This is a genomic window from Vibrio sp. M60_M70 (assembly GCF_037162085.1).
Taxonomy (GTDB): domain Bacteria; phylum Pseudomonadota; class Gammaproteobacteria; order Enterobacterales; family Vibrionaceae; genus Vibrio; species Vibrio diabolicus.
Window position 1 is genome coordinate 1,135,524 of the sequence record NZ_JARLUL010000002.1, and the last position, 14,088, is coordinate 1,149,611.

12 protein-coding genes are annotated in these 14,088 nt (G+C 43.3%); 6 read left to right on the plus strand and 6 right to left on the minus strand.

The window, feature by feature from the left end; genetic code table 11:
* Positions 1 to 45: 45 nt before the first annotated feature.
* Complete coding sequence (locus P4S59_RS20715; protein WP_012842315.1) at positions 46 to 1,680, minus strand: ATP-dependent endonuclease; 1,635 nt, start codon at positions 1,678 to 1,680, stop codon at positions 46 to 48.
* 271 nt (positions 1,681 to 1,951) lie between these two features.
* Between P4S59_RS20715 and P4S59_RS20720 the strand changes: the two genes are divergently transcribed.
* From P4S59_RS20720 to P4S59_RS20730, 3 genes are all read left to right on the plus strand, one after another.
* Positions 1,952 to 3,694, plus strand: coding sequence for a bifunctional metallophosphatase/5'-nucleotidase (locus tag P4S59_RS20720; RefSeq protein ID WP_337168977.1), 1,743 nt, complete (start codon positions 1,952 to 1,954; stop codon positions 3,692 to 3,694).
* Positions 3,695 to 4,320: 626 nt separating this feature from the next.
* A complete protein-coding gene (locus P4S59_RS20725; protein WP_337168978.1) occupies positions 4,321 to 5,340 on the plus strand; it encodes a TerC/Alx family metal homeostasis membrane protein in 1,020 nt (339 codons plus the stop codon).
* A 278-nt stretch (positions 5,341 to 5,618) separates the two neighbouring features.
* On the plus strand, positions 5,619 to 5,810 hold the full coding sequence (locus tag P4S59_RS20730; RefSeq protein ID WP_005376351.1) for a hypothetical protein: 192 nt from the start codon (positions 5,619 to 5,621) through the stop codon (positions 5,808 to 5,810).
* A gap of 190 nt (positions 5,811 to 6,000) precedes the next feature.
* Here P4S59_RS20730 and P4S59_RS20735 read toward each other — a convergent pair whose 3' ends face one another.
* The 4 genes from P4S59_RS20735 to P4S59_RS20750 form a co-directional block, all read right to left on the minus strand.
* Positions 6,001 to 6,558: a PhnA domain-containing protein gene (locus tag P4S59_RS20735; RefSeq protein ID WP_005395511.1), complete on the minus strand. Its 558-nt coding sequence runs from the start codon at positions 6,556 to 6,558 to the stop codon at positions 6,001 to 6,003.
* Positions 6,559 to 6,847: 289 nt separating this feature from the next.
* Positions 6,848 to 7,057, minus strand: a complete 210-nt coding sequence (locus P4S59_RS20740; RefSeq protein ID WP_041853072.1) for a YgdI/YgdR family lipoprotein — start codon at positions 7,055 to 7,057, stop codon at positions 6,848 to 6,850.
* A gap of 135 nt (positions 7,058 to 7,192) precedes the next feature.
* On the minus strand, positions 7,193 to 9,601 hold the full coding sequence (locus tag P4S59_RS20745; protein WP_337168979.1) for a VolA/Pla-1 family phospholipase: 2,409 nt from the start codon (positions 9,599 to 9,601) through the stop codon (positions 7,193 to 7,195).
* 20 nt (positions 9,602 to 9,621) lie between these two features.
* Entirely contained in the window at positions 9,622 to 10,866 is a 1,245-nt protein-coding gene (locus tag P4S59_RS20750) for an outer membrane protein transport protein (protein WP_337168980.1), read from the minus strand.
* A 423-nt stretch (positions 10,867 to 11,289) separates the two neighbouring features.
* Here P4S59_RS20750 and P4S59_RS20755 point away from each other — a divergent pair, with 423 nt between their 5' ends.
* Positions 11,290 to 12,318: a site-2 protease family protein gene (locus P4S59_RS20755; protein WP_047010406.1), complete on the plus strand. Its 1,029-nt coding sequence runs from the start codon at positions 11,290 to 11,292 to the stop codon at positions 12,316 to 12,318.
* Positions 12,319 to 12,392: 74 nt separating this feature from the next.
* Here the strand turns inward: P4S59_RS20755 and P4S59_RS20760 are convergent, their stop codons facing one another.
* Positions 12,393 to 13,181, minus strand: a complete 789-nt coding sequence (locus tag P4S59_RS20760; protein ID WP_237285079.1) for a M48 family metallopeptidase — start codon at positions 13,179 to 13,181, stop codon at positions 12,393 to 12,395.
* Positions 13,182 to 13,384: 203 nt separating this feature from the next.
* Here P4S59_RS20760 and P4S59_RS20765 point away from each other — a divergent pair, with 203 nt between their 5' ends.
* The gene (locus P4S59_RS20765) at positions 13,385 to 13,819 is read left to right on the plus strand and encodes a hotdog fold thioesterase (protein ID WP_012842307.1); all 435 of its coding nucleotides are present in this window, start codon (positions 13,385 to 13,387) and stop codon (positions 13,817 to 13,819) included.
* A 6-nt stretch (positions 13,820 to 13,825) separates the two neighbouring features.
* Positions 13,826 to 14,059 carry a DUF3389 domain-containing protein gene (locus tag P4S59_RS20770; protein WP_005395503.1) on the plus strand — a complete coding sequence of 78 codons (234 nt, stop codon included), beginning with the start codon at positions 13,826 to 13,828 and terminating at the stop codon, positions 14,057 to 14,059.
* The last annotated feature ends 29 nt before the right edge of the window (positions 14,060 to 14,088 follow it).

Below are 14,088 nucleotides of genomic sequence, written 5' to 3' on the forward strand. Positions count from 1 at the left end.
CTTTTTTTGTATTACAAGGCAAGGCAAGGTGTGAAATACTCTAACTCATGTATTGCCGTTTGCCATGGTGACAACGCGCTTAAGTGTCCAACGCAGAAGTACAGGAATGCATTCCATACCTCTCTCTTCACAGTGAGAGACAATGGCCAAAGCTAAGTCCGGTTTTGCATGCTTTTTCAAAACACGGTTTACGACTTTTTTAGCTGGGATAGGGTGATCATGAGGAACTTTGATGATGTCCTTAAAGAAAAGTTCAAACCCATGATTATATAGAAAATGTTCGATATCTCGATCAGGTAACTCTGTAAGTCTATGCCTTTCCTGATCATGATCGAGTTGCGCTCTCACGGCATGCGCGTACTTTTTACCTGCCGGGTCACCATCGGTAACAACATGCCAGTCGATACCGAACTCTTTTGCTACTTTGATCAGTGACTTCAGTCCTGACTGTGCAAATTCAACGATTTGAACTCCTTCCGCAGCTAAGTCATATCCGCATTGACGAGCCAGTTCATGAAATAACCAAACTTCAGTTTCGCCCTCTACGAGTAACCAACACCGTGCAAACAACGCCCCTGAGCGATGAAAACGAATGTGGAAACCAATTCGGCGTAACTCATCTCTACCAAACTTGGCAGAATTTAAGCTCTTGGCAATGGTTCGGTCTGACAAGCGAATCAAACGCCGGATTGAATAAAGTGGAACCGAGCCAAGTAACGTACCGCTGTTGGTAGTTAAAATCTTTTGCATTGGCAACAACTGCAATAATGACCACGCTCTAGCGAGATGAGTTGGGTGTAGTCGGCCTTCTGGGTCCTCGATGATCAGTATCGGTCTTGCGCAGCGTCTTAAATCGGTAGGGCCTTTTGCTTGAAGGTAAGCATTGAGAAGCCCCATTAAAAGCAAACGGCTTTGTTTATCATTTGTTTCCTTAAGGAATTGACTTAATCCTTTATCAGAGGAAGGGCTTGTATAAAAAAGACCATCACGTGGTTTTCGTGGGTTACCTTTGCTGACACTGCGGAACGCAAAATAGTGTTCGACAAGTGTTTGCATTGAATCGAGACTACTGCGAATCTCACCCTTGTTTACGTGCCCAGGCATCGCCAATAGCCGTCGACAGGTGTTATTGATTCGTTTTTCAATCCGAGCATTTTTGCTGTCGCCGTTGACGTGGTTTAGATCTGGGAAGCGTCGGGAGTCTCGTAGGCGGATAACAGGGTGAAGAGTCATCAACTCTACGGCGAGTTTCTCAGAGTGGTGCAGTTTCTTCGGCTTACCGTTATGATCCAAAAATGCGTATTCAGTTTTAATATCATACTCGTCGCGAGACGCACTAATTCGATAGTAAATGACCTGCTCACCATCTTCGTTTGTGCACCATGCAGGTTTTATCCGTCGATAACGCCCAGCTTTTACTTCGTTCTTGTCTTGTGCTTTAAAGCAAACAATGATCTGCAAGTGTTGGGTTTGTGGATGAGAAATTGAGTAATCAACGTGAAAATCTTTTAGTTCGAATTGATATAATGAGCCATTAGCAGGTAGCGCGATAGAAAGGGCATCGAGCAATGATGATTTGCCCCACGTGTTCTCACCGATGAGCGTAGTGAGTTCGTCAAAAGAGAGTGAAAGGCGTTTGATGCCTCTAAACCCGGAGATTTCGATGCGTTCTAGTCTCATCTCAATCCTCCTTGCAATTATTTGAATTATAGAGAGTTATTTTGCTACTCCTAAGCATATATTAATTCGAAATATTGGAGTTAAGCTCAGTTCACAAAATTACGAGAGCCCCTTAATGAATAGAGACCGCAACAAGCGACGCTTGCTTTCAAAAGTAGTGTAGATAGCATCGTGATCACTTAAACATGAAATCAAAAAATCACAGTTTCATAAAATTCATGATTCTGTCATGATTCACTTCTTATTATTATAAGGAATGAAAAGAGAGAAGATGAAGATGAATAACAATCATAAGCCAGTGAGAATCAAACTGGCACACATCAATGACACACATTCCTACTTTGAGCCAACGTCATTACAGTTAAAGCTTAAGATCAACAAAGAACTCACATTAGAGCCATACGTGAGTGCTGGCGGGTTCTCTCGCATCGCAACCCGAGTAGAGCAGCTACGAGACGACGCTCAGCGTCAAGGGCATGGGATGTTATTTCTCCATGCTGGAGACTGTTTCCAAGGCACACTTTATTTCTCATTATTTAAAGGTAAAGCCAACGCCGATTTGTTGAATGCGGCAAAGATTGATGCGATGGCGTTAGGCAACCATGAACTGGATATGGGTAATGAACCTGTTGCCTTATTCTGTCAACGCACTCAGTTTCCATTGCTTGCTGGTAACTGGGATCTATCAAATGAATCGCTTGAAAAGCCTCACCGAGTCAGCGATAGCAACAATGTGTATAGCTATCAAACGGAGACACAAAGCGCACAATACATCGTCAAAGAGTTTCACGGTGAGCTGGTTGCGATTTTCGGATTATCCATTGATAAAATGAGCGATATCGCGAACCCAGATGCAGATACCCCATTTAAGTCTGCAATTGAAACCGCTAAGGCGACCGTAAAACAAATTCACTACTCTGGTATTAAGAATATCATTCTTCTAAGCCACTTAGGTTATGAAGGCGATTTAGAGTTGGCTGAACAAGTTGAGGGGATTGGTATTATTGTTGGTGGACATAGCCACCGACTGCAAGGCGATTTCTCATCAATAGGTTTAGGGCAAGATGACCCTTATGGTGTCAAAGTAAAAGATACCTACGTTGTGCAAGCGGGCTTTCATGCTTTGACTATGGGGCACTGCGTCATTGAATTTGATGAAAACGGCAAAGCAACCATGCTGAGTGGTCAAAATGAACTGTTACTTGGCCGACGTATTTTTTGGGACTCGACACTAAATCAACAGCTTGACCAAGGCGTATTCGAAACCGCGTGTGACTTTATCCATGGTCAACCTAATGTGGTGGTCTGTAAGAAACACCCAGAGACTCAAGCGATCCTAAGTGATAAATACATCCCTCGGGTAAGACAGTTACAGTCACAAGTCATTGCTAGTATTGACACCAAAAAGCGTCATGTGCGAATCCCAGATGAGTTTGGTGAGAGCGAGCTGGCTTCTTCTGTTGCTCGTTCATTTTTGTACAGCCTAAATAAACGCGGGCATGAGGTTCAATTTGCGATTCATAATGCGGGTGGCGTGCGAACATCATTGAATCCTGGCAACATCACAGTGGCAGATATTGCCGGACGATTGTTGCCTTTTGCCGTTCCGATCGGCTTTTACGACGTAAAAGGCAGTGCTATTCGCCGAGCACTTGAAGGCGCAATAAACAATGCACTCAACAATGATGTGGAAGGTACTGGCTCTGGCAGTTATCCATACACTTACAATTTAAACTTTGAGTATCGAGCTGATGCCCCTAAAGGTGAAAGAATTCAGTCATTAGCAATTTTTGATGGTCAACAATGGGTAGACGTTCAAGACGACACCTGGTATCGAGGCACTTCCTCCGCTTATACCATGAAAGGGAAAGAAGGTTACGATGCGCTACTGGAGATGAAAGGCGAGGGGCGTGTAACCAACTTATCCATGGCAGACTGTTTTATTGAACTTCTAACCGATGAGCCAAACTGTTTGAATCAAAGTCACAAACTTTATACACAGCAACACAGGTAGTAGATATTGGTATCGATTTTGCTGTCTTTCAATTGCTACATGCGATGATGAGGGTGGCAGTATGTGGAATAAAGATTGGACAGATACGGCAGTGGTGGTTGCTTGGGTCGCAATTTGGTCAACGTTAGTTTACTTTGTACCTTTGAGCGGTTTTTGAATTGCTAATAACACGGAAGTTAGGAAAGGAGCTGTTATGCTCCTTTTTTGTGTCTATGTTCTCAAAGACAACGCTCTGACTCTTAAATGTATCATCTTGAGTCACTTGCAGATCTTTACGTCTAATAACAAAAGTTCACGTGGTTGAACCAATTCCTTTGTTTTTATATTTCTTTCTGATTTTTAATAAGAATTTTATTTCGATTAGACAAAGTTTTTTTGTTGGAAAGCGTTACATTCGGCGTTATCATTGCGGCGTTTGGGGAGTAGTTAGCGCAAGTTTACTTATCGTCATCTCGTTAAGCATCAGCTTATCCGGTAAGTAAAGGTGTTGCGTGATTCATCCACGCCGACACTTCAACGAGACCAACGCATTCATTGACTGGCAGCACATGATTACTATGTGACTGCATGTTGTTATTGTCTGCGGAAGGTCACCAAACTCATGTCCTTCCGCCATGGGAGGAAGCATGTCTCTTATCGAAAGTACCACCCAATTGAGCCAATCGGCACCACTTCAAGAGTCATTGGCGATGTATGGCGCTTTTGGCCTTTTTACGCTTGTTCTTGTTGCGCTTGATATCTATCAAACGCGTGGTGGCGTTATAACGATGAAAAAAGCCATCCTTTGGAGTGTTTTCTGGTTCTTACTTGCCTTTGTTTTTGCAGGTTCTATCTATTTATTCTGGGACTTTTACGCACCGCACAGCACTTATACGAACGATAAAGCAACGGTTTCATTCTTAACAGGCTACTTACTAGAGAAGTCGCTAAGCGTGGATAACTTGTTTGTGTTTGCCATCATCTTTGCACAATACAATGTGCCGGAGCATTTGCGTCCGCGAGCGCTGCTTTGGGGCGTGATTGGTGCGTTAGTTCTACGAGCTATCATGATTGCGGTTGGTGCTCAGCTACTTGCGCAGTACCACTGGGTGTTGTACCTCTTTGCCGCATTCCTTATTTGGACAGGTATTAAGCTTGCTCGCGACAAAGGTGAAGCAGAAGAGGTTAACCCATACCCTGAGCAGTTTATTCGCAGAATATTGCCAGTTACGGATGATTACCAAGGAAATCACTTAATCTTAAAGCAAGCTGGTAAGTGGGTGGCAACACCAATGCTGATCGTAGTCGGTGTAATTGCAGTGATGGACGTAATGTTTGCACTGGATTCTATACCTGCCATATTCGCGGTAACACGAGAGCCATTTTTAGTCTTAGCCGCGAACGTGTTTGCACTGTTGGGTTTGCGATCTTTGTACTTTGTTCTGCAAGCGATGTTAGACAAGTTTGTGTACTTAAAACCAGCATTATCGGTGATCATGATGTTTATCGGTGTAAAGATGTTATTGGTGGGAACAGAGTATGAGATTCCGACAACGTGGTCACTCACATTCTTAATCGTTGTGATGACATCAGCGGTTGTGGCATCGCTCCTCAAAAATAAGTCGAACAGTCGCTCTAGCGTTAAAATTACTAATCAAAAAATATAAGTAAAGCGCTAAAAATAAAATAAATAACGAAACTTAATGTTAAAAATATGTTGTTGGTCGAGATGGCTTTATGCAGGTAACGTTAAGTTATTCAACATAATTAGACAGTTTATGACTATTTATGCTGTTATTATTCATTTGTATTTTTGATGTTTGTAATGGACTTGTTTTATTAGATAATATAATCCGAATGGGTAAAATTTGTCATTTCTTAAACAATAAGAAACTGACTAATATACAACCAACAAAACAGACTACTGCTTTAAAGAGAGGCAATCATGGCACAAGCAATGCAAATGACAAATGTAGCTTTACCAACCTCTATGGATAAGAAAACCTACGCGGTTAACTTCAAAGGACTGATTGCTCACTTACTAGACATTCTATTCGTAGATAATACTGCACCACGCAGTTACTATGCGGAAGATTTGTCAGCTCACATTCAAAAAGATATCGGTATGTACCGTTAATCTTGAAATAATGAATGAAAATACCGGCTTATAAGCCGGTATTTTTTTAGCTGCTCAAACGCGAATAACGGAGCTAGAACTCTATACAGAGTCAATCCGGAGTAGAGGAGCTTATTCCAAATTGGTGTTCATTAGAAATGAAAACGGGGCACTAATAGTGCCCCGTTTTGACTTGTAGAGTAATACGATATTACTTCTTACGGCAGTATTCTGCGATCACGTACATTGACTGACCGCCATTTGCCTTGCCCGAAACTAGTTTCGGATCATCACCAAGGCTGATACCACGGATCACTGTGCCTTGTTTGATTACTTGGTTAGTGCCTTTAACTGGTAGGTCTTTGATTACCGTTACATCGTCACCTTTCTTAAGTTCAGTGCCGTTGCAATCTAACGTTTTGTCATCATCAGACATACCCTTCATCGCCCAGTTCATTTGCTCTTCTTCCATGTACATCATGTCAAGAGCATCTTGAGCCCAGCTTTCAGAGTTTAGGCGAGTGAGTTGGCGCCATGCTGTCACTTGTACTGCAGGAACCTGGCTCCACATGCTTTCGTTTAGACAACGCCAGTGGTTAATGTCTTTTGGCTCATCGATCTCACCCAGACACTTATCACAAACCATGATAGCAGTATCAACGGTCACGTTACCGTGAGGTGGGACAGCGTATGCTGTTAGTTGAGATTCAGAAGAACACAGTTCACATTTTGACTCGCAGCGCGCAAGCAGAGTAGCTTCAATAGACATAAGGACTCACCTTAGTAATGTTATTTTGTGGCGGTATTATCCACTTTATCCTGAGAAATAAAAGGGTGTTAGCGAATTAAAGCCGAGATTTTACAATATTCCAACCTGATTAGTGTGAAGATGTAAAATATTCGCTAAACAAATAATACCTGTATATAAGACAATGCATTGATTGCTTTTGGTGATGAATTGGTTGCCTCATTTATTGAGGGAGTTAGAGGTTCGTTGGGAGTATTGACTGCGCTCAGAGGTATGGGGAGAGCCCTCTAAATACATAGAGGGCATATCGCTAGCGTTCAATAATCTGCACAATTTGATCTTTTGAAATGCTCATTTCTTTCCCATCCATGTCTTCATACTCGTACATACCCGTTTCTTCGTTAAGGTCTGGTTTTCCGTAAGAAGTAATAATTTTCCCTTCATTTGTCGACATAAGATATTGGCTACTTCCGCATGCAGCAAGAAGTAAAGCAGTGGCCATTATAGTGAATATGCGCATAGAGTTTTCCTTTCAAACAAGTAAGTTAGGTACGACACCGATTTAACTATAGCAAAGGATATACGGGACGGTTTTTTATGATAGAGAACGAAAAAGCCCAGTCGAAACTGGGCTTTGGTAAGAGAGGTAATACGATTACTTCAGAACGGAAGTATTAGTCACACCCGTTAAAGTGTCATCCATTAAGAAGTCTGTGTTTTCCATTTGCATCTCAACGTGATGGTCAATATCAGACAGAGTGCCATTTGGCGAAGCAAAAGTACTGTGCGATGCAGCAGCATTAAACTGTACAAAGCTCGCAGTTGCATTCACAGTAGTGTCCGTACTGTTCACAGTTTTCAACCCTAGCTTATTAGCAAGCGGTTCAGTACCCGCGAATGGTGCATTTGGAACGCTGTTTGGTACTGTGCTATCGCCATCCACCTCTGTCATAAAGAATGGTGTCGTTAGCGAACCAGATGCCACTAAATCTGAAGCGTTTGTGAACGGATCGACAGTGTCTAGTGTAGTCTGTGCTGCATAGATAAATTGTGAGAAACCTGCTTCTAGGGCTGCTACTTGAGCTTCCGTTGCCGCAGCCTCAAATGCTTCGTAACATGTTTTATCTTCTAGATCCGCACATGATGCATCAGCGTAATTCGCATAGTCTTTTGATGCTGCATAAGCGAGGTTATGTTTGATCTGAGGGCCGTAATTGTCTGAACCTAGTAACAAATTACCAATTTGACCACCAGAGTTCTGCACAGAAGCAGAGCTAAAGGTGTACAGCGCATCCGCAGTAGGGCTGCCCAATGTATTGTTTGCTGCTGCGACGGCAGATGTAGCTACAATACCGCCAAGTGAATGGCCTAGCATTTTGACTTTTGAACCCGTCATTGGGTTGAAGCCTTGCAGAGGACCTCCAGCTAAAAGACCGCCTTGCGCCGATACTACCAAGCTAGCGCGCAAACCTAATACATCCAGAACACTTTGACGTAGATTGTCACGCGCAACGGCTAAGTTGGAAAGATTTAGATAAGCCAGTACATTCGCATTTGCGGAACGTTGTTCATCTAAGCTGCGCGTACCGTGAATAGGTAAGTCAATAGCAATAACAGCCACACCTGCTTTTACCATATTGAACGCGAACGCGTACGCATTCTCTTTCGCTGAAGTGATGCCGTGTTGATAAATCACAACGTCGGTCGCGACACCAGATTTAGGTGTGAAGACAAGTACTTCGACATCTTCTACCGATTTAACGACTGGAACTGGGGAGTAGCGAGTCACAATACGTTCACTGTCGAGTTGGGTACCATCGCTTAATGTGAGTTTAGCACCCACCAGTTTTAGCTGCTCTGTAGGATCGGTTGCAAGCTTTGTCACGTCAACAGGGTTATTTGCGAAAACGCCGGTTGATAGCTGCTGGACCATGTTCGCTTGCTCGTTCGGATCCGCCAGTGCTGCACTTAGCTTCGCTAGGCTTGGCATCGCAGATACCATTGGCTGCATGTTCCAGTTTGCCCCTTTTTCTAGATAATGAGGCAGTCTGACCACACCTTGACTCACATTTACATCGGCACCTGACTTCGCATAAAGGCCTTTAATTGCCGTTTTTGCCGCGTCTAGGTCACTAACGTACTTACTAAAGTCATCGTCAGAGTCTAGCGCAGTGCTAAAGTCTTGGGTTGCACCAAGTGTCATTGTGTAGGCTGTTGATAAATCTACTGAACCTTCGTTCGCATCGTTTTTGTAAACGGCGTTTAGTGTATTTGCACCTGTTGAGAAACCGGTTGCGGTTACACCTTTAACCGCCGCCAAAGTATCACCTACAGACTGAGTGCTGAACCATGAGGAGTAAACGATGTCGTCAGGGTTAACTTGAGCTAGACCAAAAATGCCTTCCACCGCTTGTGTCACCGCTTGAATAGAAGCAAGAGCACCAGTTTCATAAACGATTTCTTTAGATTTACCTGTCGCGTAACTGGCTGATGTACCGATTGGCTCACCATTCACGTCAGTGACATCTTGTGTTACTGCAAAAATGTACTCGCTTGACTCATCAAGCGCATCCATGAACTGGATATATAGAGAGTTGCCTTTTGCTTGAACAACGTAGTCTTGGTTCTGAACGAGAACTTCTTCGATTGGGTTAGACTTACCATCCCACTCGGTCAAACGTTGATTAATCTTGATGACTTTAATACCAGACGGCAGCATACCCGTTACAAAACCATCGCCTTTAAAGTTCAGAACGATTGGCATAGACGTTGACCATCCATCCATCGTATTCATCGAGGCTCTTGGGTTGGTTAAGGCATCATCACCTTCAGTTGGCAGACCAAGCGTGCCATCTGTTGTGTCCATTAATAGGTAAGAGGGCGCAGGTACATCCGCATTCGCACCTTGAAGCGTAAAGCTGATAGATGTTCCACGGTCGAGCAGTGCTTGGACTTCATCTTCAAATTGAACTTTGTCGGAAGTACCAGAGCTTGATGTATTATCACCACAACCAGCAAGAAGGATTGCAGAACAAAGCATTGATAATTTAAACGTGTGTTTCATTGGTTTACTCCGTAATCCCATTATTTGAAGGTGTAGTTCATCTGTACCGCGCTGATGTAAGCAGTACCTTCAGAGTCGAACTTGATCTCTTCATCCTGAGCGTTCATCTCGGTGAAAGAGCCTGATTTACTCTTAACAAGTGCAAAGCCTGCATCGAAAGTTAAATTCTCATTCATTGCGTAAGTCAGGCCCGCGCTGTACCAAAAACGGTCACTGTCAGGGATGCTCAATGTGGCTTCACCTGCTTGTTCGTCGTATGCAAAGCCTGCACGGAATGTCCAATCCGCATTGAGGGTGTAAGTTGCACCAATAGAATAACGGTTGTTGTCTTCGTATTTCTCTGGTTTGTAGAAACATTGACCAGCAGTTCCATCATTACATTGAGGACTCGTCGCTTTCAGTTCTTTAAATGTGCTCCAATCGGTCTGTTGCCAGCCGTAATGTACTGCCCATTGTTCATTCAGTTGATGGAAAGCCGATAATTCGATAATTGAAGGGAGAGAGATTTTTAAACGGCCATCCACTTTTGGTGATGGAGCTCGGCCTGAGTCGTAACTACTAAACTCACCGTCGTCAAAATCTAGATCAACTTTAGAACGGTAACCAAAGCCAAAACGGTTGTTTTCATTTAGCTCGTACAAAGCGCCAATATTCCAACCCCAAGCAAAAGTTTCGCCTTCCATGCCGACAAGGTTATCGGACTTATTACCACCTAAAATACCGGCGAGTGCGCCTTTATGACGAGTCAGCTCCGCTTCCGCGTACACTAGGTTGATACCGCCACCGACACTGAAAGACTCATTGATACGGTAAGCGACATTAGGGTTGATGTTTACTGAAAGTAGGGAAGTGTCACCCGCCATGTCACCCGCAGAAATATCATCTGGATAATCAGTAGCAACACCGTATGTTGTGAACATACCGATACCCCAAGCCCAGTTATCGTTGATAGGGCTGATGTAATAACCCGCTGGCACGACTTGTAAAGGGGCAACATCTTTCGCATGTTCTTTGTTAACTGTGTCATACACATCGACTTCAGGATCGATGATAGATAACGCGCCCGAGAATTGAGCTTCTTTGAAAAGCGTCATCGCTGCTGGGTTTCGTGCAAGAACGCTGGCATTGTCTGCGACCGCTCCTTCACCTGAAAATGCTCGACCAAGACCAGATGCTGAATGTTCAGCTACCTGGAAGCCCGCTGAATGGGCATTACACGCAAACAATATTGAAATTGTAAGCAGAGAGCAGTGCTTCTTGTTCATCCTTGACCCTCCTAGGGTGTCATAGTGTTGGACCGAAGTCCTTGTAATTGTTGTGTGATACTTACACCAGTTGTTAATACGTGACATACAACTGTGATGTAAATTTAATGTTAATTGTATGTTTAATAACTTGTCAAAGTTTGAGCGTATTTTGCGTTTTAAATATGATGCATAGGTCAAACGGTGATTCGTAAGGGCATGTATTATCGTTATATTTTTTAAGAGAATGGTACGACCAGAATTGTTTTACGGGCTTTATGGTTAAATGGCATTCAAACCAAGAGATAGCGGGCTTTGCCGTTTCTGTACTTAGCAGGCATAATTCGCGCCTCGCTTTGTTGTTATTCAATAGACGCAATAGGAATCGTGTTGGAATTACTGAATGTTGAATTTTTAGGTCGTTCGTTAAGGCTCGAAGGATCGATGGCTGGTTGGCAGCAGTTATATTGGGATAACACCTTGGTGTCCCAAATAGATGCCAGTGATAATGTTGCAGACACTTGTCTTCACCAGTTTAGACTCTCTGCAGGGGAGGAAGTCCTGGTATGCCATTTGGAGTGTTCATTAACATGGCAACCGTTTGAATTGAGTTACAAGGTCACAATTAACGATGAGCTTATTAGCGAAGGTTGCCGAAATGAAAAAGACATCGAACGCCAAGTACCAGAAGTTGAGCCGCCAACGGAAAAGCGTTTAAGTGTGATAGGGCTAGTATCGCTTGGAATGAAAGCACTCAAGAGTGCGAAAGTAATCAAAGTGGCGTTAGCATCTGCAAGTCTTGCTGCATATTCTTGGCTATTTTCTATCGAGTTCGCGTTAGCTTTGATCGCCTGTTTAGTTTTCCATGAGTATGGCCATATTAGAGCGATGAAGTACTTTGGAATGAAGACCAAGGGCATCTATTTGATTCCATTTCTTGGCGGTTTAGCGCTGAGTGATGAAAAGATCAACACACGCTGGCAAGATGTGGTTATCTCGATTATGGGACCATTTTTTGGTTTAGTTCTTAGCATCGCGTTTACTTTGCTTTATTGGATGACTGGAGAGGTGCTCTTCGCTGGCCTAGCAGTGTTTAACGCGTTACTAAACCTGTTTAATCTGTTGCCCATTCTGCCACTAGATGGTGGTCATGTACTCAAAAGCATTACCTTCTCGATGAACACTTGGGTTGGATTAGTCGGCAGTATAGCTGCTGCCTTGTTGGGTATTTTTATCAGCTATTCTTTCGGGCTGACGTTGCTTGGGTTTTTATTGTTAATGGGGATGCTAGAAGTGGTCATGGAATGGAGAGGTCGACATCATAGTCATTTATTGCCGTTAACCCGTTACGGACAACTCTTCTCACTTGCTTGGTACTTGGTTTCTGTCGGTGGTTTTGTCGCTATCATTTGGTATTTTGCTACCCTTGGAGATAGCCTATTGAGCTTGCCACTACAGATACTGGGTACTTAAACTATTCCTTATACCCATTAAAAAAGCTCCTTAGGGAGCTTTTTTTGCAAAAAATAGACACTGGTAGCAGAAGTTTAGCCACATTTTGGCGCTTTCGTGTTATACGCAGGCAACTTATTTATGGTTGCTTGTAAATCTTTAATACGCGTACTGTGCGATGGGTGAGTTGAGAAGAATTCAGGCGGTTGAGAACCGCCGGATGCAGCACTCATATTTTTCCATAAATCGACACTTTGACGTGGGTCGAAGCCTGCTTTTGCCATAAACTCAAGCCCGACAATATCAGCCTCGGATTCCTGTGTACGACCGTATGGTAAAATAACACCGTATTGGACACCGACACCAAGTGCCGCCATCGTCATTTGCTGATACTGTTTGTACTCGGAAGCTCCTATAGCAACGTTTGCCAGAGACAATCCCGCATTTGCTAACTGGCTTTGTGAAAGGCGTTCATTACTGTGGTCAGCAAGGACGTGAGCCACTTCGTGACCAATGACTGTTGCCAACTGATCTTGGTTTTTCGCGACACCTAAAAGCCCGGTGTAAACGCCGATCTTCCCACCAGGTAGAGCAAACGCATTGACTTGTTCACTATCAAAAACAACCACCTCCCAATCTTTAAATCCAGCTTGTGCAGGAATGGTGTCTGTGATGTGTTTGGCAACGCATTGTACGTAGGCATTCGTTTTGCGATCTTTGCTGATTGGGATATCTTTCTTCATTTGTTCGAAAGATTTGGCGCCAAGCGATGACATTTCTTGATCTGAAAACATCAGGATCTGGTTACGGCCAGTCGGTGATGCGCTACATGCCGTTAAGCCCGCGATAGTTAAAAGAGCAGAGGCTTTCATCCATACCTTCATAATAGGCTCCATCTAAATTATTTTTGTTTTGAAGCAATAGTATATACCCAAATAGTAACACGATGCATGGATCAAATTATTCATCAACTGGCAAGGAGGCCAAGATGTTACACCTTGAAGTTAGACCTAAGTAAAGTCTATGCTAGCTCTCTAATAAATCGTTACAATCCGACAAACCAATTTGTGAAATTAAGAGTAAAACAATGAGTATATGGAAAAAGCCCGTTAGCATAGAGATTCTGAATGCTACATCAAAAAATACCCTGATCGAGCATCTACAAATTGAATACACAGATTTCACGGATGACTCCCTTACAGCAACCATGCCTGTATGTAGTTTTACTCATCAACCTTTAGGAATGCTTCATGGTGGCGCTTCTGTTGTACTCGCAGAAACATTAGGCTCTTTAGCTGCGAATTTCTCTGTTGATGAGGGGAGTTACTGTGTCGGTTTGGATATCAACGCGAACCATGTACGTGCAATGCGAAGTGGTCATGTGATTGGTACGGCAAAACCCGTACACCTTGGCGTTTCAACACAAGTGTGGCAAATCGACATAACTGATGAACGAGGCCGATTAGTGTGTACCAGTCGCTTAACTATCGCAGTGAAGCAACATAAAACGAAGTCGGTATAAAGCAAGATGGTGATTGAGTTTTCATTAGGAAAAATCATTGCTACCCAGCGTGAAATCGTGATTAAGCTCTCCGGCAGTGCAATGGTAACCTTACAAGCGCAAACCGATTCTATCCAGTTACTGGGTAGAGGAGCGAACGTTGTTTTATCTCATGGTGCAGAGTGTAAATGGTCTATCAAGCTGGATAATGAGGAACAACTGGCCGATCTTGCACGAGAAATTGGCATCGATATTCAATAATTTACTGCGTGACGTTTGCACTTTTTGAT

Bases quoted from the DNA above. Each gene is read 5' to 3' on its own strand.
- P4S59_RS20750 (WP_337168980.1), bottom strand. From the start codon at position 10,866: ATGAACAAGAAGCACTGCTCTCTGCTTACAATTTCAATATTGTTTGCG.
- P4S59_RS20745 (WP_337168979.1), bottom strand. From the start codon at position 9,601: ATGAAACACACGTTTAAATTATCAATGCTTTGTTCTGCAATCCTTCTT.
- P4S59_RS20720 (WP_337168977.1), top strand. From the start codon at position 1,952: ATGAAGATGAATAACAATCATAAGCCAGTGAGAATCAAACTGGCACAC.
- P4S59_RS20770 (WP_005395503.1), top strand. From the start codon at position 13,826: ATGGTGATTGAGTTTTCATTAGGAAAAATCATTGCTACCCAGCGTGAA.
- P4S59_RS20715 (WP_012842315.1), bottom strand. From the start codon at position 1,680: ATGAGACTAGAACGCATCGAAATCTCCGGGTTTAGAGGCATCAAACGC.
- P4S59_RS20760 (WP_237285079.1), bottom strand. From the start codon at position 13,181: ATGAAGGTATGGATGAAAGCCTCTGCTCTTTTAACTATCGCGGGCTTA.
- P4S59_RS20730 (WP_005376351.1), top strand. From the start codon at position 5,619: ATGGCACAAGCAATGCAAATGACAAATGTAGCTTTACCAACCTCTATG.
- P4S59_RS20725 (WP_337168978.1), top strand. From the start codon at position 4,321: ATGTCTCTTATCGAAAGTACCACCCAATTGAGCCAATCGGCACCACTT.
- P4S59_RS20765 (WP_012842307.1), top strand. From the start codon at position 13,385: ATGAGTATATGGAAAAAGCCCGTTAGCATAGAGATTCTGAATGCTACA.
- P4S59_RS20735 (WP_005395511.1), bottom strand. From the start codon at position 6,558: ATGTCTATTGAAGCTACTCTGCTTGCGCGCTGCGAGTCAAAATGTGAA.
- P4S59_RS20740 (WP_041853072.1), bottom strand. From the start codon at position 7,057: ATGCGCATATTCACTATAATGGCCACTGCTTTACTTCTTGCTGCATGC.
- P4S59_RS20755 (WP_047010406.1), top strand. From the start codon at position 11,290: ATGGCTGGTTGGCAGCAGTTATATTGGGATAACACCTTGGTGTCCCAA.